Origin of the sequence: Burkholderia lata, assembly GCF_000012945.1 — a bacterium.
Taxonomy (GTDB): Bacteria; Pseudomonadota; Gammaproteobacteria; order Burkholderiales; family Burkholderiaceae; genus Burkholderia; species Burkholderia lata.
On the sequence record NC_007511.1, the window covers coordinates 2,789,803 to 2,815,629 of the forward strand.

Sequence of the window (25,827 nt, forward strand, 5' to 3'; positions counted from 1 at the left end):
TCATGAATTCCACGCTTGACGGCATCGCCGCGGTCCAGGACCGCCCACCCCGTTCCGCCACGCCGCTGCGCGCCGGCCTGCTCGGCATCGCCGCCGGGCTCTTCGCGCTGTGGATCACGCGCGACCACCCGACGCTCGATGCAGCCACGCGCGCGGTCATCGCCAGCCTCGCGATCATCGGCACGATCGCGCTGCACGAAATCTTCATCTCGCGCGTGTACCTGCGCCCGAGCGCAGGCCTGTCGCGGCAGGCCGTCCGGCCGCTCGGCATCGCACGCGTCGCGACGCGGCTCGGCGCGCTGACGTCGATCTATGCGGGCATCGGCACGATCTACTGGCTGCTGCCCGAATACCACGGCGCGTTCTACCTGCCGTTCTGGTCGCTGTTGCGCTCGCTCGCGCCGTACGTGATCGTCGCCGCGCCGTTCTATTTCGCGTGGATGGACCGCCACCAGCGCGAGACCGACGACGCGTACCTGCTGTGGGGCCGTTACCTGTTCCGCCGCGAGCAGCCCGCGAGCTGGAAGCCGGTGCGCGAGATGCTGGCCGGCTGGGGCGTGAAGGCGTTCTTCCTGCCGCTGATGACCGTCTACCTGTCGAAGGACGCCGATCACCTGACCGCGTCGCTCACGAACGCGATGCACGCGCCGATGACGATCGCGGCCTTCGTGTTCATGTACGACCTGTCGTTCACGATGGACCTGATGTTCGGCACCGTCGGCTACCTGTGCACGTTCCGCATCCTCGACAGCCATGTGCGCACCGTCGAGCCGACGACGCTCGGCTGGGTGGCCGCGCTGATGTGCTACCAGCCGTTCTGGTCGCTGTTCTCGAACAACTACATCCGCTACGAAGGCTCGATGTTCTGGGACAACTGGCTGATGTCGGCGCCGACGCTGCGCGTGATCTGGGGCGCCGTGATCATCCTGCTGCTGCTGACCTACGCGCTGTGCACGATCTCGTTCGGGCTGCGCTTCTCGAACCTCACCAACCGCGGGATCATCACGTCGGGCCCGTACCGCTTCACGAAGCATCCGGCGTACATCACGAAGAACCTGTCGTACTGGATGGTGTCGGTGCCGTTCGTCGAGCCGCTCGGCTGGCAGATCGGGCTCATGCATTGCGCGGGGCTCGTCGCGGTCAACCTGATCTACTACACGCGGGCGAAGACGGAAGAGCGCCACCTGATGCGCGATCCCGACTATCGCGCGTATGCCGAATGGATCGCCCAACACGGGCTGTTCGCGCGGATCAAGCAGGCATTCGGGCAGCGCGCGCCGGCCTGACGCGGCGGCAAAAGGCGGGGCCTGCGGCCCCGCCACTTCACGGAAACGCCGCGCGGCGCTGCATGCTCAGTCGAACAAGGCGCCGCGGTCGCGCCCGTCACACGCGCGACCGGTCGCACGCGTCAGCGCCGTGATCGCGACGAAGCTCGCGAGGCCCATGCCGAAGCAGCAGGCCACCAGCGGCCACGCGGTCGCGCCGTCGAAGACCAGCGTCGCGAGCGTCCCCACGCCGGTGACGATCATGCCCTGCACCGCGTAGTAGAGCGCAACCGCCTTGCCGGCGGCAGCGCCGAAATCGCGCAGCGCACCGTTCGCCGACACCGACGACATCAGCACGATACCGACCGCAACCAGCCACATCGGCATCACGAACGTCGCGAACGACGGCTTCGCCAGGACCGTGCAGACGGCCAGCACGATCGCCCCCGTCATCATCGTGAGCGCCCCTCGCGCAACGCAGCCCGCCTCGCCCCACCTCGACACGCACGTCCCTGCGAAACGAGACACGACAACCATCACGATCGCGACGGTCGCAAAGGCCACGCTGAACGCCTCGCGGGAATAGCCGGCACCGCCGACCAGCACGCGCGGCGCGGTGGAGAAGAACACGAAGAACGCCCCCATCGCGGCGGCAAACGCGAGCGTATGAACCTGAAAAGGCCGGCTGCCGAGAATCGTTGCGACGGACAGCCCCTGCCGGTTCGCCGTCCGCGGCCGCGTTTCGTGCCAGCGTGGCCACGCGCGGCCGCACGCGAGCAGACCCAGCAGGCCGAGCGTCGCGAAGATCGCGCGCCATCCGCAGGCCGTCGCGATGGCCGCGCCCAGCAGCGGGCCCAGCGCGGGCACGAACGCCAGCATCGCACCGAACTGGCTGTAGATCATGCGGCCTTCGGGGCGATCGGCGTAGACATCGCGAACGGTCGCGAACGTGGCAACGAGGGCGGCCGACGCGCCCAGTGCCTGTAGCACGCGCAGCGCGACGAACAAGCCGCCGCCGGTGGCGATCGCAAGCGCCAGGGAAGCCGCCGCAAAACACAGTGCGCCGCCCAGCACCACCGGGCGTCTGCCGACGCGGTCCGACAACGGGCCGAAGATCATCTGGCCCAGGCCGAGGACGACCATGTAGACGCTCAGCGTCAACTGGACGATGGCCGGTGACGTACCCAACGCGGACGGCATCTCCGGGATCACCGGCAGGTACACATCCATCGCCAGCGACGCGAGGAGATCGAAAGGCGCCATCAGCAGCAGCGCCGACGGCAACGAATAGGCCCAGACGGGCGTGGATTGTTCAGGCATGACAAGGCATCCGCTCAGAAAAGGGAATCTGGCGGCGATCTGCCTGGTCAGCGAGGGACAACGGGAGATCGCCGCAACGACCGGTTGACGAAGGTCGTTGCGGCTTAGCGATCCGTGGACGGGCCGGCTCCCATGGAGGAATCCTTGCGGTGTGCGTTGACTGCGCAGTGTAGTCGGTTCGACTGAGCGGCACCAGCCGCGTGCGCGCTGCCCGACCGCACCCGCCGGGCCGGCCCGCGTCGCCTTCCGCTCAGGCGGCGGCACGACCTCATGCGGCCAATTGTCGCGAAACGACGCGATTCTTCGCCTTTCGTCGCTTTTCATCTCCTGTCCGATTGCCCACCGGAATCGCGTCGCGTATGGTGCTGGCCGTCCGCGTGCGATACAGCGCCCGACCCGCGCGCTGTCGCCCGGACCTTCGACCGTCGTCCCGCACGACGGCCGCGCGGGCCGTGCCCGCCGCTCACCGTCTCCGCGATGCCGCCCTTCGGCGCCGCGCATTCATGAGGAGAGAGACGTGATCCACAAAGTCCTGATCCTGTTCGCACTCTGCATCGCGGGCCTCGCCGCGATCGCCGCCGGTTTCCAGCACATCCCCAGCTGATTCGCGGCCCCGGCTCGCTTCGCCGAGCCCGGGGGCCGCACCCATTCCTTTCCCCCTTTTGCGATGAACCACTTTCTCGGACCGCCCGGGACGGGCGACCTTTGCCATGCGTATCGACGTACAGCATTCCCAGCACGACATCGACGATGAACTCGACACGCTCTACGCGCGTCTCCACCAGCCGGGCCATCGCCTGCACGGCCTGCCGGCGGTCGCGCTCGGCTGCTCCGGCCTGATCGTCCGCCACCGCGAAGCGGACGGCGAATACTTCCTGTATGTCGAAGATCCGGCCGCGCGCCAGCTCGCCGGCTATACGGTATTCAACCGCCTGCCTGAAATCCCGCGTCGCGCCGACCGCTACCTGCGCGCGCCGCATACGCGGCTGCGCGGGTCCGCGCAACGCAAGGGTGTCGCGACGACGCTGTATCGCTGGGGGCTCGGCGCGGGCCTGTGCCTGATCAGCGGCGCGCGCCAGTCGGTCGGCGCCGCGCAGTTGTGGACGGCGCTCGCGCAGGATTACCGGCACGGCTTCGTCGATATCGACGGGCGTGCGTTGCGTTATCTCGGTGAAACCGTCGCCGACGACGTGCACGGTGCGCTGCATACGCGGCGGCTGATGCTCGGCAATGGATGGGGAATCGGGGAATTCGCGCGCGTGACGGGGATGGCCGGTGCCGCCGGCATGTGAGCGTTCATGCACCGGGCAACGCCGCGCTAGATCGCGATGCCCGTTCGTTCGCTGAACGCCGCACGCAAGAGGTGTGCGTCCGTCATCTCCATCCGGGCGAGCTCGGCGAGCACCGACGGAAGCAGCCATTCGATGTTCGGATCGACACGCTTCATCTGCTCGACCAGCGCGGCCGTGAACGCCGCATCCTCGTGTGCGCCCGACTCTCCGGCCTGACGGCGCTGCCGGTACAGCACGCCGACCCAGTAGCCGATTCGCTCCGGCACGATCCAGCCGGCATACGTACGCGGGAACTCGGCCTTGCGCAGCGCATCGCGCACGACGTCTTCCGGATCGCGCGTCGCGGGCGAGAAACACATTTGCTCGCTCTGCACGAGCAACGCTGAGGTTGCATTGTCGTACGCCGCATAGGTCTCGCTGCAGACGCCCGTGTCGGGATCGAAGCGATAGCCGACGTGGACGGTCACTCGCCCGTCCGGCATCGCGAACGTCCGGTTCGGCGGACACAGCGCGTGACGCTCGGCGAGTGTCAGGAACGCGCCGGTCGCATGCGAATACTCGCGTTCGCGCTGGCGATTGAGCGTCGGATCGATGACCCAGACGACCAACGTCGCCGTGTCGGGACGATCGCGCGCCGTTAGATAGCTTTCTGCCGGAATCGCTGCCACAACCGTCGGCGGCAGGTCGGCATGGCCGATGCGTTTGCGGAACGGCATCGACGTCACTGTCGCTTGCTGTTCAACCGGCGTGCAACGGCACGACGCCTGGCCGTACCCCCACACCTGATTGCAGCGCACGGCGCTGCCACAGTCGTTCCGGAACACTGGTTCATGCCAGCCCCCTGTTGTTTCATTCCGTTTCCAGGCATCCGCCCTCTCACGCGTACGGGATCGATCCCAGCGATTGTAGCGGTAGCTGTTCATGCGCAGCGCGGCTCGAACACCGGTGCGATAATCCGTGCGATCCGCGCGACGCTCGCCGCTACGCCACGCGCCAACCGACACGCACATCGATGACCACCGATCCCCGCCCCCACGCCGACCGCCATCTCGACATCGTCGCGCTGTGCGGCAGCCTCCGCGCGCAGTCGTACAACGCCGCGCTGCTCGATGCGGCCGCGCTCGTCGCGCCGCGCGGCATGCGCATCGTGCGCTTCGATCGTCTCGGCGAATTCCCGCTGTTCAATCCCGACGCCGAATTTCCGTCGCCGGCCGCCGTGCGGGACCTGATCGACCGCGTGAATGCCGCCGACGGCCTGCTGATCGCGAGCCCGGAATACGCGCACGGCGTAACGGGCGTGATGAAGAATGCGCTGGACTGGATCGTGGGGTGCGACGCCGTCGTGTACAAGCCGGTCGCCGTACTGAATGCGTCGCCGCGCGCGACGCATGCGGACGCGGCACTGCGGGAAACGCTGTCGGTGATGTCGGCGAACATCGTCGAGCGCGCGTCGATCACGCTGCCGATCCTCGGAAGCCAGCTCGACGCAGCCGGGATCGCCGCGCATCCGCCGTTCGCGTCGGCGCTGGCCGATGCGTTGCATGCGCTGCGCGCGGCAATCACGGAAGGCGAGCCATCACCCTGACGCTGCACATTCAAAAAACATGTCGCAGTCCGGAATAATCGGACATGACGCCGGTCGAAAGGCATCATGTCCGGCCCGGCTCATCGTCCCCGATAGATCGGCAGTTCGCGGGCAATCGAGCCCGATTCGCTCGCCGTCGGCGACATCGTCCCGTATCCACTCGTATCGGCCGTCGACGGCCCGTTCGAACCAATCTTCGTCAGCGCCTCCGAGAGGCGCGCCGGATAGTGCGGGTCTTCGCCGGTCTGACGGTAGCCGGCCGCACGCACGGCAGCCAGTTCGGCCGTGACCTCCGCGCGCGTCACGGTGGATTCCGGCGCGGCCCATGCGGATGCGGAAATGGAAACGGAGGCGGTCGCGGCAACTGTCGCGAGAACATACAGGGCAAGCTTGTTCATCTGATCTCTCCTGAGCGTCGACGACGTTGTCGACGGAGAGTGAGTCGATCCGCCAGCGCAAAGATGACACGCGCCCGCTGAATTTTTTCGGCATCGTGCCGCCGTGCGGCAGTCGGGCGTCCTGCCCGATGCATACGGCGTGCGCAAGCGAATGCCGACCGGGTGTCAGATTTTGCCGGCCCGTGCGACTACAGGGTTGTGGCCTTGCGCCAACCACCGTTCTCGCTCATGGGGTCCGATATGAAAACCAGAATCTGGATGCTGATCGCGTCGCACGTCGCGACGGGGCTCGTTGCATTCGCCGCCGGCATCTACGTCCTTCCGATCCTGACGGCATCGGAAGGCGCAAGCGCCGTCGAACTGCAGGTGGCCGCCGAAAACGCACGTCATACCAGCCGTTTCGAACGCGACCTGCCGGGCAGCGATGCGCTGCACTGGGCCGACGGCAAGCTGACCATCACCGATTCGTCGATCGCCTTCGAAGGCGACATTGCGCCGGGGCCCGATTACAAGATCTATCTCGTGCCGGAATTTGTCGATACCCGGGCGTCGTTCCTCGCGATCAAGGCGCGTGCCGCACGAGTGGCTGACCTGAAGACATTCGGCAATTTCGTCGTGCCGCTTCCCGCCGACGTGAACCCGGCGCAGTACACGTCGGTCGTGATCTGGTGCGAGCGCTTTTCGAAGTTCATCAGCGCGGCCCGGTATCGGAACGCGACGACGTCGGGCCGTGTGTCGATGTAACGGACTCCGATCGCCGCCGCATGCGGTCGCACGCTAGCGGCTCTTGCCGCGCGTGCCCTTCTTCACCGCCTTCGCGCGCGGCGCTTCCTTCTCGGGCTGCGCGCCGCCGCCGGCGAGATCCTCGAGCCACGCGAGCGCGTCGACATACGACAGGAACTGCTGCAGATAAGCCGGCGACAACTCGCGCATCGTCGCGAGCGACCGGTGCACGAGACTGTTCGAATTGAGCGGCCCCGCGTTACGCGGCACCTGGTCGAGCGACTGACGGTACTGCTGTTCCGTGCGGACTTTCGACCACATCGTGCGGAAGTAGTCGACCAGCTCGGGATCGAGCCCGCGCCGGTCGGCCTGCGCATCGCGCGCGAGCCGCTCGACGAGTGCCGCCAGCGCGCCACGCGCGGGCGCCTCTACCGCGGCGCTTGCGGTGGCCGTTTCACCAGCGCACGCCACCACCTCCGCGAAGCCTTCGAGCAACGTCGCCAGCCGTGCGTCGAGCAACGCGCGTGCATCGCCTTCGAGCGCGGCCGCGCGCCGTTCGAGCGCGTCGATCCGGTGAAAGCGCACCGGATCGAGCCGGTCGGCACCTTGCTCGCGCCAAGCGTCGAGCGTCGTGCGGACGTGCGTCGCGTCGCCGGTCACTGCGCCTTCCCTCCGTTCGATGCCGATTTGCGCGGCACCGGCGCGATCTCCACGCGGCGGTTCTTCGCGCGGCCTTCATCGTCCGCATTCGAGCTGACCGGCTGCTCGGAGCCGAACGCGGCCGCGAACACCGACGACGCCGGCACGCCGGCGTCGATCAGCGCACGCGTGACCGTCAACGCACGCTTGGCCGACAGTTCCCAGTTGTCCGTGAACTGGCGGTTGCCCGCATGCACCTGCTGGTCGTCGGCGAAGCCGCTGATCATCAGGATCTCGTCGCGTGTCTTCAGGTAGGCGCCCAGCGGCGCGGCCAGCGTCTTCAGCAGGTCGCGGCCCGCAGGCTGCAACTGGTCGGAGTTCAGCGCGAACAGCACGTTGCCGCTGATGCCGATGCGGCCGTTCACGAGCGTCACGCGGCCGGCCGCGAGCGGCCCGGCGAGCGCCTGCTCGAGCGACTTGCGCTGCTGCGCTTCCTGCTGGCGCGCGCGCACGGCTTCCTCGAGCTTCGACGTGAGCTGAAGCTGCATGCCGATCACGCCGACGAGGATCAGCACGAACGCGCCGAGCAGCACCGACATCAGGTCGGCGAACGCGGGCCATACCGGTGCGGAGGACGCGCCGCCGTCGATTTCGTCGTGCATGCGTTACGCTCCGACGCTCGCCCGCCGGCCGGCGAGCTGCTGCAGGTCTTCGACGATCTGCTTCTGCGACATCATGCTCAGGTCGATCACTTCGCGCGCCTGCGCGACGTAGTACTCGAGCTGCTCGTCGCTGCGCGCGAGCGACTTCTCGAGCGCGGCCTCGATGCGTTGCAGATGGGTCAGCAGCTTGTCGTTCGACTCGCCGAATACCTGCACGGCCATCCCGAACGCATCGCCGAGGCTCGCGACTTCGACAGCGCCCGCCGTGACTTGCGCGGCCACCGAGTCGAGCTTGCGCGTTTCGGCATCGACGGTGTCGTTGAAGCGCGCGCCGACGCGGTCGAGCAGGTCGGCCGACGTGCTGACGAGCGCGTCGATCGCGGTGCGCTGTTCGGTCGACGCGTGGTTGACCGCACCGAGCAGCGTTTCGAGCGTCGCGAGCAGGCGGCTGCGTTCCTCGAGCATCGCAGTGTCGTGCACCAGGCTGTCGGACAAACGCTGGCGCAGCTCGGCGACGACGTCGGCCGCGGCCTTCGGCGCCTCCGATGCAGCCTGCACGAGGCGCGCGATCTCGTTGATCGTGTCGCTCGCATGCACCTGCGCCTGCGCGGTGATGTCGTTCGCGGTGCGGGCCAGCGTGTCGCAGATGTCCTGCTGACGCGTCGCGGCCTGCGCGCTCGTCTGCGCCCATTCGTCGCGCAGCGCGGCGGCCATCGCGGCGAGCGAGTCGTTCCATGCGGACAGGCGCTGTTCGTCGCGCGCGGCCAGTTGCGTCTGCAGGCCGGCGTGCGAATCGCGAATCGTCGACAGCAGCTCGTTCGAGCGTTGTTCGAAGGTCGATGCCTGCGTGGTCAGGTCGCGCGTCGTTTGGGCGAGTGCGTCGCAGATTTCCTGTTGACGGCCTGCGCTGTGCACGCCTGCGCGCTGCCATTCGTCACCAAGCTTCGTGGCCATCGCGGCCAGCGAATCGTTCCATGTCGACAGGCGCTCTTCATCGCGTGCGGCAAGCTGCGTCTGCAGGCCCGTATGCGAATCGCGAATCGTCGACAACAGATCGTTCGAGCGTTGTTCGAAGGTCGACGCCTGCGTGGTCAGGTCGCGCGTCGTTTGGGCGAGTGCGTCGCAGATTTCCTGCTGACGGCCCGCGCTGTGCACGCCTGCGCGCTGCCATTCGTCACCAAGCTTCGTGGCCATTGCGGCCAGTGAATCGTTCCATGCGGTGAGACGTTCTTCGTCGCGCGCCGCCAGTTGCGTCTGCAGGCCCGTATGCGAATCGCGAATCGTCGACAGCAACTCGTTCGAGCGTTGTTCGAACGTCGATGCCTGCGTAGTCAGATCGCGCGTCGTTTGTGCGAGTGCGTCGCAGATTTCCTGCTGACGGCCCGCACTATGCACGCCTGCGCGCTGCCATTCGTCGCCGAGCTTCGTGGCCATCGCGGCCAGCGAATCGTTCCATGCCGACAGGCGTTCTTCATCGCGTGCGGCAAGCTGCGTCTGCAGGCCCGTATGCGAATCGCGAATCGTCGACAGCAGCTCGTTCGAGCGTTGTTCGAACGTCGAAGCCTGTGCCGTGAGATCGCGCGTCGTTTGCGCCAGTGCGTCGCAGATTTCCTGCTGACGGCCGGCACTGTGCACACCTGCGCGCTGCCATTCGTCGCCGAGCTTCGCGGCCATCGCGGCCAGCGAATCGTTCCACGCAGCGACGCGCTGTTCGTCGCGCGCCGCCAGGTCGGACTGCAACCCCGCGTGCGACTCTCGCATCGCGGCGAGCGTCGCGCCGGAATGACGTTCGAACGTCGCGGCGGCGTCGCCCAGCGCGCGCGCATGCTGGCCGGCCAGCGTCTCGCCGACCTGCTCCTGGCGCGACAGCGCATCGCGCCATGCGTCCGACAGGCGGCTTTCGGTCGATTCGAGGCGCGTCGCCACGCCGTCGAGCAGGTCCGTCGAACGCTGCGAGAACGTATCGGTGAACTGGCCGAGCGTCGTCTGCAGCTGCTGCGCGACGGCGTCGCCCGCGCGGCGCTGTTCGTCGAGCGCGCGGTTCCAGACGGCCGTCACGTTGCCGGTGGTCTTCTCGAAACCGTCCGTCAGCCCGTCGAGCTGACGCTGCACGGCGCCCGTCACGGTATCGCGCAGCGCGGCCATCTCCTGCGCGAGCCCCGTCATCGTCGCGGCGACGACCGGCTGCAGCGCGGCACCCGCCACGCGCGCGCTTTCGGCGGCGCTTTCCTTCAGCGCGTCGCCGACATTCGACGCGAGGCCCGCATACGCGCGCTCGGTCCGGTCGAAAAACGCCTGCTGGCTTTCGATCTGGCGATCGTGCAGCGCGACGCTGCGCGCCTCGAGCGACGTCATCATCGTCTGCAGACGATCGACCAGCGCCGGCATCACGTCGGCCTGGCGCTGCAGCAGCCGGAACGATTCGTCGCGCTGGTGCGCGGACGAATGCACGCGCAACGTCGTCGCGATCTTCGCGTCGAGCTGCTGGGCCGCGTCGATCCGCTCGCGGCGCACGAGCGCGGACAGCAGGCCGAGCATCGCGGACGTCGCGACGCCGGCGATCGACGTGCCGAACGCGAAACCGAGGCCCTTCACCGGCGCGATCAGCGACGCGCGGATCGCGTCGAGATCGGTCGCGCTTTCGAGCGCGGCGCCGGTGCCCTTCAGCGTGACGACCATCCCGAGCAGCGTGCCGAGCATGCCGAGCAGCACGAGCAGGCCGACGAGGTAAGGCGTGAGCGACGGGCCCGGCAGCGCGACGCGCGCGCCTTCGACCCGTGCGCGCACGGCGCCACGCAGGCCCGGATGCAGCGTGTCGAGCCACGTGTCGAGCTTCGCGGGCGACTCGCTCAGGCCGGCGACCGCGCGCGACAGCGTTGCGGTGGCCTGCCGGTAGCGCAGCAGCTCCCATGCGCCGGCGACGTAGCACGCGGCGATCAGCAGCGTGACGGCCGACGCCAGCGGGTTCGACGCGACATAGCCGACGCCGATCCAGCCCACAGCGAGCAGACCGGCGACGAAGACAACGAGATCAAGGCGAATTCTGGACATAGCGTGTTGATTAGCTGGTGCGAAGGGCCGCGAGCAGCCCGTCTACCGTTTGAAACCGGACTTCGAGTTCGGCAAGCAGGATGCTTTGCATCTCGTCGCGAAACGTATCGAGCCATGCGCCGGGCACGATCGCCGCGACGGCCGTGCCATCGGCCACTACCGCGCCGTCATCGGCCGGGTCGGCCGTTGCTGCGGCTGCGGCCGCGGATTCGGCATCGGCCAGCGCCTGCCGCTCCGCGTCGCGCAGCCGCCCGAAACGCGTGCCGAGCAGCGCGGGAATGGCCGAGAGCAGGCTGCGCTCGCGCGCGCCGAGCACGCGCTCCATGATCGCGTCGAGCGTCGCGAGCCGCGCCATCCCGGACGAGCGCGCGGCGACCGCGACCCGCAGGCGGCCGCGCAACTGGCCGATCGCCGTTTCCATGTCCTGCTGCAGGGACAGATAACGCTGGCGGAAGTCCGCGAAATCGGCCGTGTCGGCAGCCGGCGGCGGCGGATCGCCGGGCCGGCGCCGCGCTCGCGGCCGGTTGGTGGCCGTGATCGCCTGCGCGAGCTCGTGGCGCACGCGCGCGCCGTCGCGCTCCGCGTCGTAGCCGCGCACGCCGGCCGCGACGCCCGGCGGGCTCGCATTCAGTGCGGACGACAGCGTGATCGCGTCGGTCCAGCCGAGCCACTGGCTCAGCCGGTCGGACAGCGTCTGCCGGGATTCCGCGACGTCGGCATCGGCCAGGCGCGCGAGCAGCCGGACGAGCGCCGGGCCGCTCAGCGCCGGGCGCGGAGGTGCTTGCACCATGCTGCAAACCGTCAAAAAAGGCAGCAGTTTACACGTCGCCGGGAGGTCGGCCGCCAGAATCGGGGAAGCGGCGCCGTTCGGCGCGGCGCGCGACACACGCGAACGCCCGCCGCGCAAGGCTTGGCGGGCGACCGGGGGTGGCTGCGGCGACGGTCCGGCCGCGCCGTTGCCGTTGCCGTTGCCGTTGCCGTTGCCGTTGCCGTTGCCCTTGCCCTTGCCCTTGCCCTTGCCCTTGCCCTTGCCCTTGCCCTTGCCCTTGCCCTTGCCCTTGCCCTTGCCCTTGCCCTTGCCTTCGCCTTCGCCTTCGCCTTCGCCTTCGCCCTCGCCCTCGCCCTCGCCCTCGAACTCGACCTCGCCCTCGCCCTCAACCACGTCGCCCGCCGGTTGCGAATATCGTCCGACGATACCTGCCGCGTTGCGCTACCATCGCAGCACCCGTCGAGCCACGCGTGCCGGCCGCGGGTGACGCCCCTGAGAGCGGGCGCCACCGACCCACAACGACAACAGACGGGCCCGGCCCGACCGCCCACGATGCTTGCCAATCTCGTCACGCGCCTGCGCGACCGTTTCGGCAAACCGCCGACCCCGCAGGCCTTCGCCGAACGCCTGATCGCCACGCTGCGCGCATCGGGCGACACCCGCACCTGGCGCCACGAGGACGACAAGGGCTGTCTCGTCCAGTCGGATGTCCCGTCGAACATCATCAACCTGAACAACCTGTTTCGCGACTATGCGGCCGCGAAGCCGTCCGAGCGGGACACCGTGCTGAAGCGGCAGGCGAACGCGATGATGCAGCACGAGATCCCGGCGGATTTCGCCGCCGCGCGCGCGAAGCTGCGCCCCGTGATCCGCAGCGCGACCGAACGCTGCGTGACCGCACTGCAACTGGCCGGGCAGCCCGGCATACTGGCGCTGGCGTTCCGGCCGCTGTGCGAGAACATCGAGATCGGCATCGCGTACGACGGCGAGTTCAACATCGCGCGCCTGCCGACCTCGACGCTCGACCAATGGGGCGTCTCGTTCGACGAAGCCTGCGCCATCGCGATCGACAACCTGCGGGCCGCATCGTCGACGCCGTGGGCCGCGCTGCCGAACGGGGTATTCCTGTCGCAATTCGACGATTCCTACGACGCGGCACGGCTGCTGCTGACCGACCTGCTCCACCGGCAGCCGATCGCCGGCGCGCCGGTCGTGATGGCGCCGAACCGCGCGGTGCTGCTGCTCACCGGCGACCGCAATCCGGCCGGGCTCGCCGCCATGGTCGACCTCGCCGAACAGGCGCAGGCGCAGCCGCGCGCGCTGCCGCCGCTGATGCTGCGCTGGGATGGCACCGCCTGGCAGCGCTTCGTGCCGGCAGGGCTCGAAGCGAAGCTGCATGCGCTGCGCATCGGCGAGCTCGCGGGCGACTACCAGGATCAGCGGATGCTGCTCAACGACGTGCATGAGCGCGACGGCACCGACATCTTCGTGGCGAGCTACTCGGTGTACAAGCGCCAGGACGGCAGCCTGTTCAGCGTCGGCGTGTGGAGCGAGGGGGTGCCGTCCCTGCTGCCCGAGACGGATATCGTCGCGCTCCATCGTGAGTCGACCGGACAGTCGGCCTACGTGCCGATGACCGAGTTGCTGCGCACCTGCGGCGACCTGATGACGGCCACCGGGCATCGCCCGGTGCGCTATGAAGTGAAGGCATTTCCGGACGACACGCGGTTCGCGGCGCTGCTGGCACGGTTCAGCGAAGCGTGATGCCGATGCGCGTTCGCGCGGTGCGCGCCGGCAGCCAGCCACGGGAATGGCCGGCCGCCGTGCGATGTGGATACGGAATGGAAGCGGTCAGATGCCCGCTTTCGGTGCATTCAGGATCAGTCGAAGACCGAGCAGTGTGATCGCACCGGCGGCGACGCGGTCGACCCACTTCTTCGCGCGCAGGTAAAGCTCGCGCGGCCGGCGCGTGGAAAAGCACAGCGCGACGATCGTGTACCATCCGAACTCGACGCCGAACACGAGCGGCGGCAGCGCCAGATAGCACCACAGCGGCGGATGCTGCGGGAGCAGCGCCGCGAAGATGCTGCCGTACCAGATTGCCGTCTTCGGGTTGCTGAGCTGGGTCGTGAGGCCCGTCCAGAACGACTTGCGCGCGCTGCCGCCGGCCATCGCCTGCGGATCGTCCATCGCGATCGGCCGGTCAGCGCCGCGCCAGATCTTCGACGCCATGTAGATCAGGTACGCGCCGCCCGCCAGCTTGAGGCCCACGTACAACCATTCGACCGCCTGCAGCAGCGTGTAGAGCCCGGCCAGCGCGACGCCGCCGAACACGATGCCGCCGATGCCCATGCCGAGCGCGGTGGCGAGCCCGTCGCGGCGCGACAGCCCGATCGAATTGCGGGCAACCAGCACGAAGCTCGGGCCCGGAATCATCGCGCCGAGAAACAGCGCAGCCAGGATGGCGAGTACGGCAGCCGATGCAGTCATCGAAGTCTCCTTGGTGAGCGACGCCGAATCGCCGACGCCTGCGTGTCGTTTCCGACGGTCGAAGCGCTGATTCTGGCACGCTTCGCACATGGCCGAAAGCCGCCGTGCGCTGCTATGCTGGCCCTCTTTCCCGTCATTCGCGCCGCCCCCCATGATCGAGATCCGCGCCGCCCGCTATCCCGACGACGCCCGCGTCGTCGAGGCGATCTTCCGCGAGTACATCGCGAGCCCCACCGTCAGCCTCGAATTCCAGGACTACGAGCCCGAGATCGCCGCGCTTCCCGGCAAGTACGCGGCGCCGCGCGGGCTGCTGCTGCTCGCCTGGCACGGCGAACGCGTGGTGGGCTGCGCGGCGTTTCGCGAGATCGACGACACGACGTGCGAGATGAAGCGCGTCTACGTGCGCCCCGAAGCGCGCGGGCTGAACGTCGGCCGCCAGCTCGTCGAACGGCTGCTGCACGACGCGAAAACGGCCGGCTATGCGCGCATGTGCCTCGACGTGCTGCCGGAGTTCGTCGCGGCCAGGAAACTGTATGCATCGCTCGGCTTCACGCCCGCGCCGCCGGTCGCGTTCAATCCGGTGCCGGGCACCGAGTTTCTCGGGCGGGACCTGTAACCGCCACGCCATCGGCACCTCTTTCTTCATTTCGACCGGACACCCCGTGATGCGCGTTTCCCGCCTGCCCTTCGTGCTCCTCCCGCTGCTCGCCGCGTTTTCGTTCAACGCCCGCGCCGGCGACCTGCCGAAATCGATCGCCGCGCAGTTGCCGCCCGGCTACCAGCCGCTGCTCGCGCATGCCGGGCCGGAGCTCGACAACGGGCGGCACAGCTTTCTCGTCGTCGTGCATCGGGCGGTCGATACGCGCGAACAGCCGTCGCCGCGCCCGCTGCTGATCTTCGAGGAGCAACCGGATCACGCATTCCGGCTCGTCGCGCGCAACGACCACGTCGTGCTGCGCGCGAATGAAGGCGGCCAGTGCGATCCGTTCGATCCGGAAGACGCCGCCGACAACGGCTTCGCGATAAAAGGCCGCTATTTCACCGTGCAGAACTTCGTTGCGTGCGGGCAGCACTGGAGCGACTACGTGACGTTCCGCTACGACCCGCGCACGCACGGGTGGCTGTTTTCGAACCGGATCGTCACCCAATCGTTTCCGCTCGACGACCAGCCCGACCACGTCACCGTCACGCGCGCCGACGCGCACCGGCCGGTGTCGTTCAGTCAGTGGCAACGCAAGGACTGACGCGGCCGGGGCAACGCGCTGCAACCGGTTGCGTCGCACGCCGGCCGGCGCGGGCGCGGCCGGACCCAGTCATCCCCCGCTTCTCCCGCACTCGCGAGCACACGCCAACAGGACTACCATAAGCGCTCGCCGTCGCGCGACCGTGCGCCGGCCCCGCACGCGGCTCGCCCGCACGCGTTCCCTCGCTGCACCCGCACAGGAGGACGTCATGACGCAACACTTCGACGCGATCGTCATCGGCACCGGGCAGGCCGGGCCGCCACTCGCCGCGCGGCTGTCCGCCGCCGGCATGAAAGTCGCGATCATCGAACGCGGCCGCTTCGGCGGCACCTGCGTGAACACCGGCTGCATCCCGACCAAGACACTGATCGCGAGCGCGTACGCCGCGCACCTCGCGCGGCGGGGCAGCGAATACGGCGTGTCGGTCGGCGGCCCTGTCACCGTCGACATGAAAGCCGTGAAGGCGCGCAAGGACCAGATCTCCGGCCGCTCGAACCAGGGCGTCGAGCAATGGGTGCGCGGCCTCGCGAACACGACCGTGTTTCAGGGTCACGCCCGCTTCGAGCGCGCCGATGCGGTGCGCGTGGGCGACGCGCTGCTCGAAGCGGAACGCATCTTCATCAACGTCGGCGGGCGCGCGCAGGTGCCGGCCATGCCGGGCCTCGACACGGTGCCGTACCTGACCAACTCGACGATGATGGACGTCGACTTCCTGCCCGACCATCTCGTGATCGTCGGCGGCAGCTACATCGGGCTCGAATTCGGCCAGATGTATCGCCGCTTCGGGTCGAAGGTCACGATCGTCGAGAAGGGTTCGCGCCTGATCCGGCGCGAGGACGAGGACGTGTCGCAAGCCGTGCGCGACATTCTCGAGAAGGAAGGAATCGACGTGCAACTCGATGCGACCTGCCTGAGCGCACGGCGCAACGGCGACGGCATCGCGGTCGGCCTCGACTGCGTGGGCGGCGGCCGCGAGGTCGCAGGCTCGCACCTGCTGCTCGCGGTCGGACGCGTGCCGAACACCGACGATCTCGGGCTCGACCGTGCGGGTGTCGCGACTGACGCGCGCGGCTATATCGAGGTGGACGAACAGTTGCGCACAAACGTGCCCGGCATCTGGGCGCTCGGCGACTGCAACGGGCGCGGCGCGTTCACGCACACCGCGTACAACGACTTCGAGATCGTCGCGGCCAACCTGCTCGACGGCGATCCGCGCAAGGTGTCCGATCGCATCGCGGCGTACGCGCTGTACATCGATCCGCCGCTCGGCCGCGTCGGCATGACGTTCGCGGAAGCGAAGCAGACGGGCCGCCGGCTGCTCGTCGGCACGCGCCCGATGACGCGCGTCGGCCGCGCGGTGGAAAAAGGCGAGAGCCAGGGTTTCATGAAGGTGATCGTCGACGCGGACAGCCACGCGATCCTCGGCGCATCGATCCTCGGCGTGACGGGCGACGAAGTCGTGCACGGGATGCTCGACGTGATGGCCGCCGGCGCGCCGTACACGACGATCAGCCGCGCGATGCACATCCACCCGACCGTATCGGAGCTCGTGCCGACGCTGCTGCAGGATCTGCATCCGGTCGAATGACGCGCGGCCCGACGGGCGGTCACGCGCGGGTGTCGTATCGGTGGCGAGCGGTATGCGAAGATGGCCGCTCGCCACGACACCCGGGAAAGCCATGGACCGCCTGCAAGCGATGCAGATCTACGTACAGATCGTCGAGCGCGGCAACTTCACGCAGGCCGCCGACGCGCTGCAGCTGCATCGGCCGGCCGTGACGAAAGCCGTGCAGCAGCTCGAGCAGGAGCTCGGCGTGCGGTTGCTGAACCGCAGCACGCGGCGCGTCAGCGTGACCGCCGAAGGCGAGGCGTTTCATGCGCGCTGCGTCCAGCTACTCGGCAGCATCGACGACGCGTTCGCGTCATTCCCGAAGCAGCGCGCGATACCGAAGGGCCGGTTGCGCATCGACATCGCGCTCGCGCTGGCGAAGACGGTCGTGATTCCGGCGCTGCCCGATTTCCAGCAGCGTTATCCGCAGATCGAGCTCGTGCTCGGCGCGAGCGACCAGCCGGCCGACCTGATCGGCGAAGGCATCGACTGCGTCGTGCGGGTCGGCAAGCTGAAGGATTCGAGCATGGTCGCGCGCACGGTCGGCGCGGTGCCGATGGTCACGTGCGCGTCGCCCGCCTATGTGTCCCGCCACGGTTTGCCGCGCACGCTCGACGACCTTCGCACGCATCGCGCCGTGAACTTCTTTACCGGCAGCAATCGCAAGCTGCTCGAATGGACGTTCCGCCCGCACGGCGAAACGGTCTCCGTGAAGCTCGCGAGCAGCCTGCTCACGGACAACTCGGAAGCGCTGCTGTCCTGCGGGCTGGCCGGCCTCGGCATCGTGCATGGGTTGCGGCCCGCGCTGCAGCCGAGCATCGATTCGGGCCAGCTGATCGAGCTGCTGCCCGGCGTGCCGGCAGAGCCGAAGCCGGTGTCGGTGCTGTACCCGAACCGCGCCCATCTGTCCGACAAGGTACGCGCGTTCATCGACTGGCTGACCGAGCTGTTTGCGCGGCGTTATCCGGCGTAGAACAGGTGTGCGTCGATTGTTATTCGTCGAATAACAATCAATGATCGGGTCGCGCGTTTATCCGGCGCGGGTACCCGCCTACAGTGCTCCTTCATCGACACCTGTTCATTGAAGGAGCCCTCCATGTCCCGCATCGTTCGTTTCCACCGCGTCGGCGGCCCCGACGTCCTGCAGATCGACACCGTCGACGTGCCCGCGCCCGGCCCCGATGAAATCCAGCTGCGCGTGAAGGCAATCGGCCTCAATCGCGCGGAAATCATGTACCGCAGCGGCGAATACACATTCATGCCGCATTTCCCTGCAGCGCTCGGCTACGAGGCATCGGGCATCGTCGCGGCGCGCGGCTCCAACGTGACGGCGTTCGCCGAAGGCGATGCGGTGAGCGTCGTGCCGGCGTTCTCGTTCGCCGACTACGGAATGTACGGCGAGGTCGTCAACGTGCCCGTGCATGCTGTAGTTCGGCATCCGGCAGGGCTGTCGTTCGAGGAAGCAGCCGCGACGTGGATGATGTTCGTCACGGCCTGGGGCGCGCTGATCGAGCTCGGCGGGCTGCAGCGCGGCGACGCGGTGCTGATCGGCGCCGCGTCGAGCAGCGTCGGGCAAGCGGCGATCCAGATCGCGAACCACGTCGGCGCGGTGCCGATCGCGCTGACGCGCGGCGAATCGAAACGCCAGGCGCTGCTCGACGCGGGTGCGAAGCACGTGATCGTCGGCAGCCCTGCCGACCTGCCGCAGCACGTGGCGGACCTCACCGGCGGCACCGGCGCGCGCCTCGTGTTCGATCCGGTCGGCGGCCCGGATGCGGCGAACCTGCTGCGCGCGCTGGCCACGAACGGCACGTACTTCCAGTACGGCGCGCTCGACACGCGCGACATCCCGGTGCCCGTGATGGACCTGCTCGCGCGCCACCTGACGCTGCGCGGCTACGAGCTGTTCGAAATCACCGGCGATGCGCAGCGGCTCGAACGCGCGAAGCGCTTCATCGTCGACGGGCTCGCAGCCGGTGCGCTGAAGCCGCTGATCGATCGCACGTTCGCGTTCGACGACATTGCGGAAGCGCATCGGTACATGGAAGCCGGTGCGCAGGTCGGGAAGATCGTCGTCACGGTCTGAACGTAGCAAGGCGGGCGTGCCGTTCGACAACGACGGCACGCCCGCCGCGCGCCGCATGCTCAGCTTTCGAAATACCGCGGCCGGTCGATATCGGCCAGCAACCCCGGCTGCGTCGGCGCCCAGTCGAGCAACGCACGCGTGCGCTCGCTCGTGGCCGGCGCATCCATCCCCGCGAACATCGCGAACCAGCCGAAGTGTTCGCCGGCTTCAGCCGCCGTTTTCGCGACGACCGGCACGTTCAGCCGCCGGCCGATCACCTCCGCGATTTCCCGGAACCGCACGCCCGTATCGTCGACCGCGTGATAGCGCGCGCCGGCCGCGCCGCGTTCGATCGCGAGCCGATAGACGCGCGCCGCGTCGAGCCGGTGCACGCCCGGCCAGCGGTTGCCGCCATCGCCGAGATAGGCCGATGCCCCCTTCTCCCTCGCGAATGCAATCAGGCGCGGCACGAAGCCGTGATCGCCGTCGCCGTGTACCGACGGCGGCAGGCGCACGACCGATGCGTGCACGCCGCGCGCTTCGAGCGCGACCGCGGTCGCTTCGGACGCACGCGGGTAAGTCGACGACACCGGCACGTGCGGATCGTCTTCCGTCGCCGCGCGCCCGGGTGCGACGAGCGCGAGGCCCGACGTGACGACCAGCGGCCGCGCCGAGCCCGCGAGCACCGCACCGATCGTCTCGATCGCATGACGGTCGAGCTCGCAGTTCTGCGCGAAGCGCGAGAAGTCGTGATTGAATCCCGTATGGATCACCGCATCGGCGGCTTCGGCGCCGCGCGTGAGGCTGTCGAGATCCTCCAGCGACCCGCGATGGACGTCGGCGCCCGCCGCCGCGACCGACGCTGCGGCCGCATCGGACCGCGCGAGACCGAGCACCGCGTGGCCAGCGGCAATGAGTTCGGCCACGACGGCAGAGCCGACGAACCCCGACGCTCCAGTAACAAAGACACGCATGTTCAACACCTCCGGATGGCATGGAGGCTTACTATCTGTCGACGGCCGCTCGCGGTGAAGTCGTGACGGTTTACCGGTAAACGAATTAACAGGATATGGCTGACGCCCCCGACAACCTGCTCGGCGCGTACCTGCGGGACCGCCGCGAGAAACTCGACCCGGCCGCGCTCGGGCTGCCGGCCACGCGCCGCCGCACGCCTGGCCTGCGGCGCGAGGAGGTCGCGCAGCGCGCGCACGTGAGCGCCGCGTGGTACACGTGGCTCGAACAGGGGCGCGGCGGTGCGCCGTCGGCCGACGTGCTCGACCGGCTCGCCCGCGCGCTGCTGCTGAACGACGCCGAGCGCGAACACCTGTTCCTGATCGGCGTCGGCCACCTGCCGGAAGTGCGCTATCACGCTGCCGACCATGTGTCGCCGCGCGTGCAGCACGTGCTCGATTCGCTCGACGCGAGCCCCGCGATCGTGCGCTCGGCGACGTGGGACGTCGTCGCGTGGAACGATGCGGCGGCCGCGACGCTGACCGACTACACGACGCTGTCGCCGGAACGGCGCAACATCCTGCGGCTCATCTTCGTCGATCCGCATGTGCGCGGCGTGCAGGCGAACTGGGAGCGCGTCGCGCGGTTCGCGGTGGGCGCGTTTCGCGCCGACGTCGCACGCGGCGGCGCGACGCAGGCCGTGCAGGCGTTCGTCGACGAGATGCGCGCGACGAGCGCCGAGTTCGACGCGCTGTGGCGCGACCACGATATCCGCTCGCACGAGGAAGGGACCAAGGAGCTCCACCATCCTGCCGTCGGGCGAATCGCGCTCGAATACTCGGCGTTCGCGGTGAGCGGCCGGCCCGACCAGACGCTCGTGATCTTTACGCCGGAAACGGCAGCCGATCGCGCGCTCGTCCGGACGCTGGTGGCCGCACGCAAGCAAGCGCTGGCCGAGCGGATGCCCGTCGCATGACGGCGCCCGTTTCGCCTGACTCGTCAGGCAAAAGCGCCGTCGCACCGTATCGCCCACCCCGCCAGCTGCGCCCATCCGGCCCCATCGCCCCGGGTGAACCCATCGCATTCCGCACTGATTCCCAGTCGAATATTTAATTTTCACCTGGCGTAGCGCGCGCTTACCCTTTCGGCATCGCATCACCGGGCCCCCGGCCCCCTCCCTGGAGCATCCCGATGTCCGACCCCGGCACCGCGCAAGCCGTCCACCGCCCGCATGCGGCTTCCGTGTCCTATGGCGCGCTCGCGCTGCTGGTGCTGGCCGGCCTCAACCTGCGACCGTTCCTGACCGCGTTCGGCCCCGTGCTCGACGTCGTGCGCGCCGACACGGGCCTCGGCTTTCGTGCGGCCGCGCTGCTGACCACGCTGCCGTTCGTGCTGATGGGGGTCGTCGCCGGAGTCGGAGTCGGGCTCGCGCGACGCTTTGGCGAACAGCGTGCGCTGACGGTCGCGCTGGCACTGATCGCGGCAGGCTGCACGGCGCGCCTGTGGACCGGCGGCAGCGCGGGCCTGATCGCGACCGCGATCGTCGCGGGCGCCGGCGTCGCCGTGATCCAGGCGCTCGTGCCCGGCCTCGCGAAACGCTGGTTCGTCGACCGGCTGCCGCTCGCGATGGGCCTCTACTCGGCTGCGCTGGTCGGCGGCGGCGCATTCGGCGCGGTCGCGAGCCCGTGGCTCGCCGCGCATGGCGGCTGGCATCTCTCGCTCGCCGTGTGGGCCGTGCCCGCGCTCGTCACCCTCGCGCTGTGGCGTGCGAAGGCGCCGCGCGACACGGTGCACGCGACGGCCGTATCGGCCCCGATCACCGCGTTCGCCCGCATTCCACGCGCGTGGCAGCTTGCGCTGTTCTTCGGGCTCAGCAACAGCGGCTACGCCAGCCTCGTCGCATGGCTGCCCGCGTTCTACCGCAGCATCGGCATGAGTCCGCAAGCAAGCGGCAACCTGCTCGCGTGGATGGCGCTGTTCCAGGCGACCGGCGCACTCGCGATGCCGATGCTTGCAAAACGCTCGCCCGACCGCCGCGCCGTGCTGTGGCTCACGCTCGCGCTGCAGGCAGCCGGCTTCATCGGGTTCGCGACGCTGCCCGCGGTCGCACCGTGGTTCTGGGTCGCGAGCGTCGGCCTCGGTCTCGGCGGCTTCTTCTCGATGAGCCTGATCGTCACGCTCGACCACCTGCCCGATGCACGGCTCGCAGGCGCGCTCGCCGCGTTCGTGCAGGGCATCGGCTTCCTGACGGTCGCGGCGAGCCCCTGGCTGATCGGCTGGCTGCGCGACGCGGGCGGCGGCTTCGCGATCGCGTGGTGGATGCATCTCGGCGTGATCGCCGCAATGGCCGCGCTGAATGCCGCGTTCTCGCCCGCCGGCTACCGGCACAGCATGGCGCGCATCACCGGCGCCGCTCGATAACTTTCCCTTCGAATCCGGGCGAGCGCCTTCGGCACTCGTCCAGCCGCCCGCGCATGGCCGGGCGCGGGCAGTCACGCCCATCGGCCGCTGGTTCGCTTCAAAACAAACTACATCAATCGGTATTGGAGACAGACATGAAAAAGCTCGTCCTGGCCGTTGCGCTCGCGCTGACGGCCGGCGCCGCCGCCGCGAAAGACCCGGCGGTCCTGCGCCTCGGCGTCGACCCCAGCTATGCGCCATTCGAATCGCTCGCGCCCGACGGCAAGCTCGTCGGCTTCGACATCGATCTCGGCAATGCGATCTGCGAACGGATGAAGGTGCGTTGCGTGTGGGTCGAGAACGCGTTCGACGGGATGATCCCGGCGCTGAAGGCACGCAAGTTCGACGGCGTGCTGTCGTCGATGAGCGTGACCGAGAAGCGCCTCGCGCAGATCGCGTTCACCGACAAGATCAACAACGTGCCGCCCCGGCTCGTCGCACGGCGCGGCTCGAACCTGCAGCCGACGCCCGAATCGCTGCAGGGCAAGAGCGTCGGCGTCGAGCAGGGTTCGACGCAGGAGACGTATGCGCGCACGTACTGGGAGCCGAAGGGTGTGATCGTCCGCACGTACCAGACGCAGGATCTCGTCTACCAGGACCTGCTGTCGGGGCGGCTCGACGCGTCGCTGCAATCGTCGGTGCAGGCCGACCTCGGGTTCCTGAAAACCGCGAAGGGGGCGAACTTCGAATTCGCGGGGCCGCCGCTGCATGACCCGAAGACGCTCGGCGTGGGTTCGGCGATCGGCGTGCGCAAGGATGACGACGCGCTGCGCACGCAGATCAACCAGGCGCTGGCGAGCCTGATCCAGGACGGGACTTACCAGCGGATCTCGAAGAAGTATTTCTCGTTCGATATCTATAACTGACGGGCGGGAACGGATAACGCAAAGAGGCGTCACGCATGAATGCGCGACGCCTCTTCTTCGCTCACCGAATAATGTCGACTATGCCGCTCGCTGCAACAGGTCCGTTGCGAAAGAATTCGCATGCGCGACGGCCTCTTGCGCGTCGCCGAACACACCGAGCTCATCCCAGTGTTCTTCGGCCGCATACGTTCCCCTCACGGCGAGCGCCCGCTGAACGCTCAACTGTGCTGCGTATTTGCCATCCTGCAGCGGCCGGGCCGTTGCAACAACCTTGTGCGGAGGGCTGGCGCGCTCCGGCTGAACCAGCTCGACGGCGCCACCGGCCACGTCGACATACATCAACTCATTCCTCGTTTTGCAGTCCGGGCAGTAGAAGCACCATCCTGAGTCCTCTTGATGGGGTCTGACCTGCCCGCGAGCCAGCACGGCGCGGCATGCAACGTTTTCGCAGATGAACGGCATGGCAGTCTCCGAAGTTGTTTGTCGGAAATCCTAGCATGTCCGTCGGCGGTCAACCACCGGCATCGGCACGATTGCCTTGCGGTCGATCAGATTCGGGCACACACGCCCCTGGCACGGCTCGCACGCAGGTCGGCCCGGCGCTCGCAAGCCTCCCGTCAGCCGGGATAAACTGTCTGCCCGACCCACGAACCCAGCCATCCTCCATGTTGATCCGCGTTGCTACGCCGTCCGATGCCATCCCGCTTGCCGAATTGAAGCGCGACACGTTTCGCGAAACCTTTCTGCATGACGGATTCAATATCGACTACCCGCCGCACGATCTGGCTGCGTACGAGACCAAGACCTACTCGGTAGAAGCGATCACGGGCCAGCTCAACGATCCCCAGTGCCGCACGTGGGTCGCCGAAAGCGATGACGGCCAGTTGGTGGGATATGCGCAAGCGGGGCCGTGCAAGCTCCCGCACCCGGACGTTGCCGACGGTTCCGGGGAGATCCATCAGATCTACCTTCGGCGCGGGACGCAAGGGACCGGCGCCGGGCGTGCGTTGTTCGATTCCGCACTGGACTATCTGGCCACGGAGCGCCCCGGCCCGGTGTGGCTCGGCGTGTGGTCCGGCAACGCGAAGGCCATCGCCTTCTACGAGAAAGCAGGTTTCAAGCGCGTCGGCACGTACGATTTCAAGGTCGGTGAAGCGACCGACCTGGAGTTCATCTACCGTCGTTGATGCCGTGGATGGAAACGCCGGAGCAATCGACACGCCGCGGCCGATCGGATTGTCCTGATCGTGAGTCGCTTGACCTGATTTCGAACCGACGCGACACCGGGCCCTTTCGTTCCCGTGGCATCACGCGCATTACGATGCACGTCATCCTCAATTCCGTGGACATCCATGAAAACGCGTGCCATTGCGCTAAACGCGGCGCTCATTGCGCTTTTCGCCGGCATAGCCGTCCCGCTTGTCGCCAAGGCAACGCCTCCCCAGGAGACCAGCGCGGCCAGCTACGACACCTACAAGTCGTGGTGGGTCGCGTGCGACAACGGCCTGACCTGCGAAGCGAAGGGTTTCGCGAGCGGTGGTGAAGCCAGTGCGGACCTGCGCTTCATTCGGGCCGCCGGGCCGGACGGCTCGCTCGAAGCGCGGCTGCAGGTCGTCACTCATGCCAGTATCGATCTCGATGATTTGCGTGTAGATGGAAAGCCGCTGCGGTTGGACGCGTCGGCCTGGAGCGTGAACCTCGACTCCACCAACGATATCGCGACGTTGTCGACAAAGCGGCCGGCAGCCGTGGCAGCCTTCGTATCCCGGCTTCGCAACGGCGCCAGGCTCGAGGTCGGTTCGGATACGAACGCTTATGTTCCCCTCGACGGCCTGGCCGCCGCCCTGTTGCGCATCGATGACCGGCAGGGGCGCATCGGCGGTGTTAGCGCGTTGATCCGCAAGGGCCTCGCGCCCGCCTCACAAGTGACGCCCGCACCTTCACTACCGGTCGTACCGGCACGGAAGATCGCTGCGCAGTTGTCCGATCAGGAGGAAGCGCGCCTGATCGCGCGCACGAAACGTATCCAGGACGCCAGCAGCTGCGAAGAGAATGCGTCGGCGCATCTCGAAGAAGCCGCCTATGCGCTCGACTCACGGAATGCGCTGGTCTTTCTTCCCTGCATCGCGGGTGCCTACCAGGGATCGTCGGACGTGTTCATCGCGCCACGCACCGGTGGCGGCGCACCGCAGCCGATCAAGCTGGGGGGCCCTGTGGGAGGCGTGATGGATCCCTCGCTGGTCGAACCACACTTTGACCCGGCTACCGGCACCCTGTCGACTTTTGCCAAGGGGCGCGGTCTGGCCGACTGCGGTTTTCAGGCCGAATGGATCTGGGACGGCCGGGCATTTCAGATTTCGGCCGCGTCGCAGCAGGAGACGTGCGGCGGTACGGCACCGGGCGACTGGCCCACACTCTATCGGTCGCGAAAGAAGTAA

25 protein-coding genes are annotated in these 25,827 nt (G+C 68.1%); 15 read left to right on the top strand and 10 right to left on the bottom strand.

From position 1 onward, the window contains the following. The first annotated feature begins 2 nt into the window (after positions 1–2). Positions 3–1,286 (top strand): isoprenylcysteine carboxylmethyltransferase family protein, encoded by a 1,284-nt coding sequence (locus tag BCEP18194_RS34985; protein WP_041493373.1) that lies wholly within the window; start codon positions 3–5, stop codon positions 1,284–1,286. Between the two features lie 66 nt (positions 1,287–1,352). Here BCEP18194_RS34985 and cml read toward each other — a convergent pair whose 3' ends face one another. Beyond that, positions 1,353–2,585 carry a CmlA/FloR family chloramphenicol efflux MFS transporter gene (gene cml / locus BCEP18194_RS34990; protein ID WP_011356042.1) on the bottom strand — a complete coding sequence of 411 codons (1,233 nt, stop codon included), beginning with the start codon at positions 2,583–2,585 and terminating at the stop codon, positions 1,353–1,355. Between the two features lie 710 nt (positions 2,586–3,295). Here cml and BCEP18194_RS34995 point away from each other — a divergent pair. Then, entirely contained in the window at positions 3,296–3,877 is a 582-nt protein-coding gene (locus tag BCEP18194_RS34995) for a hypothetical protein (protein WP_011356043.1), read from the top strand. Between the two features lie 26 nt (positions 3,878–3,903). Here BCEP18194_RS34995 and BCEP18194_RS35000 read toward each other — a convergent pair whose 3' ends face one another. Continuing rightward, complete coding sequence (locus BCEP18194_RS35000; RefSeq protein ID WP_041493641.1) at positions 3,904–4,593, bottom strand: hypothetical protein; 690 nt, start codon at positions 4,591–4,593, stop codon at positions 3,904–3,906. A 296-nt stretch (positions 4,594–4,889) separates the two neighbouring features. Between BCEP18194_RS35000 and BCEP18194_RS35005 the strand changes: the two genes are divergently transcribed. Next, on the top strand, positions 4,890–5,462 hold the full coding sequence (locus BCEP18194_RS35005; RefSeq protein ID WP_011356045.1) for an NADPH-dependent FMN reductase: 573 nt from the start codon (positions 4,890–4,892) through the stop codon (positions 5,460–5,462). 80 nt (positions 5,463–5,542) lie between these two features. Here the strand turns inward: BCEP18194_RS35005 and BCEP18194_RS35010 are convergent, their stop codons facing one another. Further along, the gene (locus BCEP18194_RS35010) at positions 5,543–5,860 is read right to left on the bottom strand and encodes a DUF4148 domain-containing protein (protein WP_011356046.1); all 318 of its coding nucleotides are present in this window, start codon (positions 5,858–5,860) and stop codon (positions 5,543–5,545) included. 240 nt (positions 5,861–6,100) lie between these two features. Between BCEP18194_RS35010 and BCEP18194_RS35015 the strand changes: the two genes are divergently transcribed. Continuing rightward, complete coding sequence (locus tag BCEP18194_RS35015; RefSeq protein ID WP_011356047.1) at positions 6,101–6,604, top strand: DM13 domain-containing protein; 504 nt, start codon at positions 6,101–6,103, stop codon at positions 6,602–6,604. 33 nt (positions 6,605–6,637) lie between these two features. Here the strand turns inward: BCEP18194_RS35015 and BCEP18194_RS35020 are convergent, their stop codons facing one another. The 4 genes from BCEP18194_RS35020 to BCEP18194_RS35035 are packed head-to-tail and all read right to left on the bottom strand — an operon-like array spanning position 6,638 to position 11,725. Beyond that, on the bottom strand, positions 6,638–7,243 hold the full coding sequence (locus tag BCEP18194_RS35020) for a DUF2894 domain-containing protein (protein ID WP_011356048.1): 606 nt from the start codon (positions 7,241–7,243) through the stop codon (positions 6,638–6,640). Beyond that, positions 7,240–7,884, bottom strand: coding sequence for an OmpA family protein (locus BCEP18194_RS35025; RefSeq protein WP_011356049.1), 645 nt, complete (start codon positions 7,882–7,884; stop codon positions 7,240–7,242). The genes BCEP18194_RS35020 and BCEP18194_RS35025 overlap by 4 nt, the downstream gene beginning before the upstream one ends. Before the next feature lie 3 nt (positions 7,885–7,887). Next, positions 7,888–10,935, bottom strand: coding sequence for a DUF802 domain-containing protein (locus BCEP18194_RS35030; protein ID WP_011356050.1), 3,048 nt, complete (start codon positions 10,933–10,935; stop codon positions 7,888–7,890). A 10-nt stretch (positions 10,936–10,945) separates the two neighbouring features. Beyond that, on the bottom strand, positions 10,946–11,725 hold the full coding sequence (locus BCEP18194_RS35035) for a DUF3348 domain-containing protein (protein ID WP_011356051.1): 780 nt from the start codon (positions 11,723–11,725) through the stop codon (positions 10,946–10,948). 531 nt (positions 11,726–12,256) lie between these two features. Between BCEP18194_RS35035 and BCEP18194_RS35040 the strand changes: the two genes are divergently transcribed. Next, entirely contained in the window at positions 12,257–13,468 is a 1,212-nt protein-coding gene (locus tag BCEP18194_RS35040) for a hypothetical protein (protein ID WP_011356052.1), read from the top strand. Between the two features lie 87 nt (positions 13,469–13,555). Here the strand turns inward: BCEP18194_RS35040 and BCEP18194_RS35045 are convergent, their stop codons facing one another. Then, positions 13,556–14,194, bottom strand: coding sequence for a LysE family translocator (locus tag BCEP18194_RS35045; protein WP_011356053.1), 639 nt, complete (start codon positions 14,192–14,194; stop codon positions 13,556–13,558). A gap of 151 nt (positions 14,195–14,345) precedes the next feature. On the opposite strand from BCEP18194_RS35045, the gene BCEP18194_RS35050 reads away from it, so the two are divergent. The 5 genes from BCEP18194_RS35050 to BCEP18194_RS35070 all read left to right on the top strand — a co-directional run bounded on the left by BCEP18194_RS35050 (position 14,346) and on the right by BCEP18194_RS35070 (position 19,133). Further along, positions 14,346–14,810: a GNAT family N-acetyltransferase gene (locus BCEP18194_RS35050; RefSeq protein WP_041493374.1), complete on the top strand. Its 465-nt coding sequence runs from the start codon at positions 14,346–14,348 to the stop codon at positions 14,808–14,810. A gap of 49 nt (positions 14,811–14,859) precedes the next feature. Then, entirely contained in the window at positions 14,860–15,438 is a 579-nt protein-coding gene (locus tag BCEP18194_RS35055) for a hypothetical protein (protein WP_011356055.1), read from the top strand. Positions 15,439–15,646: 208 nt separating this feature from the next. Next, positions 15,647–17,026: an FAD-containing oxidoreductase gene (locus tag BCEP18194_RS35060; RefSeq protein WP_011356056.1), complete on the top strand. Its 1,380-nt coding sequence runs from the start codon at positions 15,647–15,649 to the stop codon at positions 17,024–17,026. Positions 17,027–17,117: 91 nt separating this feature from the next. Then, positions 17,118–18,020 carry a LysR family transcriptional regulator gene (locus BCEP18194_RS35065; RefSeq protein WP_011356057.1) on the top strand — a complete coding sequence of 301 codons (903 nt, stop codon included), beginning with the start codon at positions 17,118–17,120 and terminating at the stop codon, positions 18,018–18,020. Between the two features lie 123 nt (positions 18,021–18,143). Next, the gene (locus BCEP18194_RS35070) at positions 18,144–19,133 is read left to right on the top strand and encodes a zinc-dependent alcohol dehydrogenase family protein (RefSeq protein WP_011356058.1); all 990 of its coding nucleotides are present in this window, start codon (positions 18,144–18,146) and stop codon (positions 19,131–19,133) included. 59 nt (positions 19,134–19,192) lie between these two features. On the opposite strand, the gene BCEP18194_RS35075 is transcribed toward BCEP18194_RS35070, so the two are convergent. Continuing rightward, entirely contained in the window at positions 19,193–20,086 is an 894-nt protein-coding gene (locus BCEP18194_RS35075; protein WP_011356059.1) for an SDR family oxidoreductase, read from the bottom strand. 95 nt (positions 20,087–20,181) lie between these two features. On the opposite strand from BCEP18194_RS35075, the gene BCEP18194_RS35080 reads away from it, so the two are divergent. The 3 genes from BCEP18194_RS35080 to BCEP18194_RS35090 all read left to right on the top strand — a co-directional run bounded on the left by BCEP18194_RS35080 (position 20,182) and on the right by BCEP18194_RS35090 (position 23,389). Continuing rightward, on the top strand, positions 20,182–21,039 hold the full coding sequence (locus BCEP18194_RS35080) for a helix-turn-helix transcriptional regulator (protein WP_011356060.1): 858 nt from the start codon (positions 20,182–20,184) through the stop codon (positions 21,037–21,039). Positions 21,040–21,254: 215 nt separating this feature from the next. Beyond that, a complete protein-coding gene (locus BCEP18194_RS35085) occupies positions 21,255–22,484 on the top strand; it encodes a cyanate transporter (RefSeq protein ID WP_011356061.1) in 1,230 nt (409 codons plus the stop codon). 134 nt (positions 22,485–22,618) lie between these two features. Next, positions 22,619–23,389 carry an ABC transporter substrate-binding protein gene (locus tag BCEP18194_RS35090; RefSeq protein WP_011356062.1) on the top strand — a complete coding sequence of 257 codons (771 nt, stop codon included), beginning with the start codon at positions 22,619–22,621 and terminating at the stop codon, positions 23,387–23,389. A 78-nt stretch (positions 23,390–23,467) separates the two neighbouring features. Here the strand turns inward: BCEP18194_RS35090 and BCEP18194_RS35095 are convergent, their stop codons facing one another. Beyond that, positions 23,468–23,851: a hypothetical protein gene (locus tag BCEP18194_RS35095; protein WP_011356063.1), complete on the bottom strand. Its 384-nt coding sequence runs from the start codon at positions 23,849–23,851 to the stop codon at positions 23,468–23,470. Positions 23,852–24,054: 203 nt separating this feature from the next. Here BCEP18194_RS35095 and BCEP18194_RS35100 point away from each other — a divergent pair, with 203 nt between their 5' ends. Both BCEP18194_RS35100 and BCEP18194_RS35105 read left to right on the top strand, forming a co-directional pair. Next, positions 24,055–24,576, top strand: coding sequence for a GNAT family N-acetyltransferase (locus BCEP18194_RS35100; RefSeq protein WP_011356064.1), 522 nt, complete (start codon positions 24,055–24,057; stop codon positions 24,574–24,576). 165 nt (positions 24,577–24,741) lie between these two features. After that, positions 24,742–25,827: a DUF1176 domain-containing protein gene (locus BCEP18194_RS35105; protein ID WP_011356065.1), complete on the top strand. Its 1,086-nt coding sequence runs from the start codon at positions 24,742–24,744 to the stop codon at positions 25,825–25,827.

Excerpts from the sequence above, each read along its gene's own strand:
- BCEP18194_RS35015 (WP_011356047.1), top strand. The coding sequence starts at position 6,101 with ATGAAAACCAGAATCTGGATGCTGATCGCGTCGCACGTCGCGACGGGG.
- BCEP18194_RS35025 (WP_011356049.1), bottom strand. The coding sequence starts at position 7,884 with ATGCACGACGAAATCGACGGCGGCGCGTCCTCCGCACCGGTATGGCCC.
- BCEP18194_RS35055 (WP_011356055.1), top strand. The coding sequence starts at position 14,860 with ATGCGCGTTTCCCGCCTGCCCTTCGTGCTCCTCCCGCTGCTCGCCGCG.
- BCEP18194_RS34985 (WP_041493373.1), top strand. The coding sequence starts at position 3 with ATGAATTCCACGCTTGACGGCATCGCCGCGGTCCAGGACCGCCCACCC.
- BCEP18194_RS35050 (WP_041493374.1), top strand. The coding sequence starts at position 14,346 with ATGATCGAGATCCGCGCCGCCCGCTATCCCGACGACGCCCGCGTCGTC.
- cml (WP_011356042.1), bottom strand. The coding sequence starts at position 2,585 with ATGCCTGAACAATCCACGCCCGTCTGGGCCTATTCGTTGCCGTCGGCG.
- BCEP18194_RS35095 (WP_011356063.1), bottom strand. The coding sequence starts at position 23,851 with ATGCCGTTCATCTGCGAAAACGTTGCATGCCGCGCCGTGCTGGCTCGC.
- BCEP18194_RS35060 (WP_011356056.1), top strand. The coding sequence starts at position 15,647 with ATGACGCAACACTTCGACGCGATCGTCATCGGCACCGGGCAGGCCGGG.
- BCEP18194_RS35080 (WP_011356060.1), top strand. The coding sequence starts at position 20,182 with ATGGCTGACGCCCCCGACAACCTGCTCGGCGCGTACCTGCGGGACCGC.
- BCEP18194_RS35005 (WP_011356045.1), top strand. The coding sequence starts at position 4,890 with ATGACCACCGATCCCCGCCCCCACGCCGACCGCCATCTCGACATCGTC.
- BCEP18194_RS35010 (WP_011356046.1), bottom strand. The coding sequence starts at position 5,860 with ATGAACAAGCTTGCCCTGTATGTTCTCGCGACAGTTGCCGCGACCGCC.
- BCEP18194_RS35085 (WP_011356061.1), top strand. The coding sequence starts at position 21,255 with ATGTCCGACCCCGGCACCGCGCAAGCCGTCCACCGCCCGCATGCGGCT.
- BCEP18194_RS35045 (WP_011356053.1), bottom strand. The coding sequence starts at position 14,194 with ATGACTGCATCGGCTGCCGTACTCGCCATCCTGGCTGCGCTGTTTCTC.
- BCEP18194_RS34995 (WP_011356043.1), top strand. The coding sequence starts at position 3,296 with ATGCGTATCGACGTACAGCATTCCCAGCACGACATCGACGATGAACTC.
- BCEP18194_RS35030 (WP_011356050.1), bottom strand. The coding sequence starts at position 10,935 with ATGTCCAGAATTCGCCTTGATCTCGTTGTCTTCGTCGCCGGTCTGCTC.
- BCEP18194_RS35070 (WP_011356058.1), top strand. The coding sequence starts at position 18,144 with ATGTCCCGCATCGTTCGTTTCCACCGCGTCGGCGGCCCCGACGTCCTG.
- BCEP18194_RS35035 (WP_011356051.1), bottom strand. The coding sequence starts at position 11,725 with ATGGTGCAAGCACCTCCGCGCCCGGCGCTGAGCGGCCCGGCGCTCGTC.
- BCEP18194_RS35090 (WP_011356062.1), top strand. The coding sequence starts at position 22,619 with ATGAAAAAGCTCGTCCTGGCCGTTGCGCTCGCGCTGACGGCCGGCGCC.
- BCEP18194_RS35000 (WP_041493641.1), bottom strand. The coding sequence starts at position 4,593 with ATGCCGTTCCGCAAACGCATCGGCCATGCCGACCTGCCGCCGACGGTT.
- BCEP18194_RS35105 (WP_011356065.1), top strand. The coding sequence starts at position 24,742 with ATGAAAACGCGTGCCATTGCGCTAAACGCGGCGCTCATTGCGCTTTTC.
- BCEP18194_RS35075 (WP_011356059.1), bottom strand. The coding sequence starts at position 20,086 with ATGCGTGTCTTTGTTACTGGAGCGTCGGGGTTCGTCGGCTCTGCCGTC.
- BCEP18194_RS35100 (WP_011356064.1), top strand. The coding sequence starts at position 24,055 with ATGTTGATCCGCGTTGCTACGCCGTCCGATGCCATCCCGCTTGCCGAA.
- BCEP18194_RS35040 (WP_011356052.1), top strand. The coding sequence starts at position 12,257 with ATGCTTGCCAATCTCGTCACGCGCCTGCGCGACCGTTTCGGCAAACCG.
- BCEP18194_RS35065 (WP_011356057.1), top strand. The coding sequence starts at position 17,118 with ATGGACCGCCTGCAAGCGATGCAGATCTACGTACAGATCGTCGAGCGC.